This window comes from Micromonospora sp. LOL_014 (assembly GCF_048060245.1).
In the GTDB taxonomy this organism is placed as follows: Bacteria; Actinomycetota; Actinomycetes; order Mycobacteriales; family Micromonosporaceae; genus Micromonospora_E.
Genome location: NZ_JBHMIP010000088.1, coordinates 1 through 1322, shown reverse-complemented (window position 1 = coordinate 1322; position 1322 = coordinate 1). Strand labels below are relative to the sequence as shown.

Below are 1322 nucleotides of genomic sequence, written 5' to 3'. Positions count from 1 at the left end.
GGATGCTCCTATCGATGTCAAGCGGCCAGTTCAAGATCATTTGATGTGATGATCTGGTAGAGCTCACGGGCGACGTAGCGCTTGAGACACCGGATGATCTCTTTCTTGGACAGGCCGTCCTTGGTACGCCGGTCGGCGTAGGCGCGGGTGCGGGGGTCCCAGCGCAGCCGGCAGAGCACGACCCGCCAGAGGGCGGCGTTGGCGTGCCGGTCGCCGCCGCGGTTGAGACGGTGGCGGGTGGTCTTGCCTGATGAGGCGGGGATCGGGGCGACGCCGCAGAGCATGGCGAACGCCGCTTCGGAGGCCAGCCGGTCGTGGTTCTCGCCCGTGGTGACCAGCAGTTGCCCGGCGACCTCGGTGCCCACACCGTTGGCGGCGACCAGGGCGGGGTTGATCGCGGCGACCAGCGGCTCCAGCAGTTCGTCGAGATCGGCGATCTCGACCGACAGTTGCTGGTGGCGGCGCGCGAGGGATTGCAGGGCGATGCTGGTGGCGGTAGCTGGGCTGGCGATGTCGGCCCGGTCGGGTCGCAGGTTGGCGCAGGCGGCGATCAGCTCCTTGACGGCCAGGCCGCGCAGGCTGGCCCGCAGCTGGTCGGGGGCGGTGACGATCAGGGCCTTGATCTGGCGCTGGACGTCGGCGCGCTGGTCGACGGCGCTGCGACGGGCCACGCGTAGGTTACGCAGTGCCTCGACGCGGCCGTCGCGGTGCTTGGGGGTGCCGGTCCGTTCACCGGCCAGGGCCGTCTTGGCGGCCTGGATGGCGTCGATCGGGTCGGACTTGCCCTGAAACCGGCGGGTCTTGCGGTTGGGGCGGTCGACCTCGATGACGTCGACGCCTTCCTCGCGCAACAGGTGGGTCAGGCCCGCGCCGTAGGCGCCGGTGCCCTCGATTCCGACTCGCAGCAGCTGTCCGAACCCGCGCATCCAGGCCAGCAGGGCGGCGTAGCCGGTGGCCGTGGCGGGGAACTGCTGGGTACCCAGCACCCGTCCGACCAGGTCGATCACGGCCGCGGTGTGGGTGTCCTGATGGGTGTCCACCCCGCCGGCGACGTCGAAGATCGCGGCGTGGTCAGGTGTAATGGAGGGCATCGTCGTCCTGTCGTTCGTGACTGGGGCAGGGCGGCGCGCACCAGCTGGGCGACGCGGACAAGACAGAGATGGGGCCTCTGGCCAGGCTCCTATGAGGTCACAACGCCACGTCCGGTGCGTGCGCGAGCACCTCCCGACCGAGGTCGACAGATCCCGATGAGGACCCGAGGTCAGTCAGTGGTTGGGTCAGACCTCGGCGGGAGGTGCTCTTCTCCATCATCTCTGTCAGTG

At 69.3% G+C, this 1322-nt stretch carries 1 protein-coding gene; it reads right to left on the bottom strand.

The features are described 5' to 3' along the window. Positions 1–17 precede the first annotated feature (17 nt). Positions 18–1091, bottom strand: coding sequence for an IS110 family transposase (locus ACFHW1_RS28720; RefSeq protein WP_416616713.1), 1074 nt, complete (start codon positions 1089–1091; stop codon positions 18–20). Positions 1092–1322 lie beyond the last annotated feature (231 nt).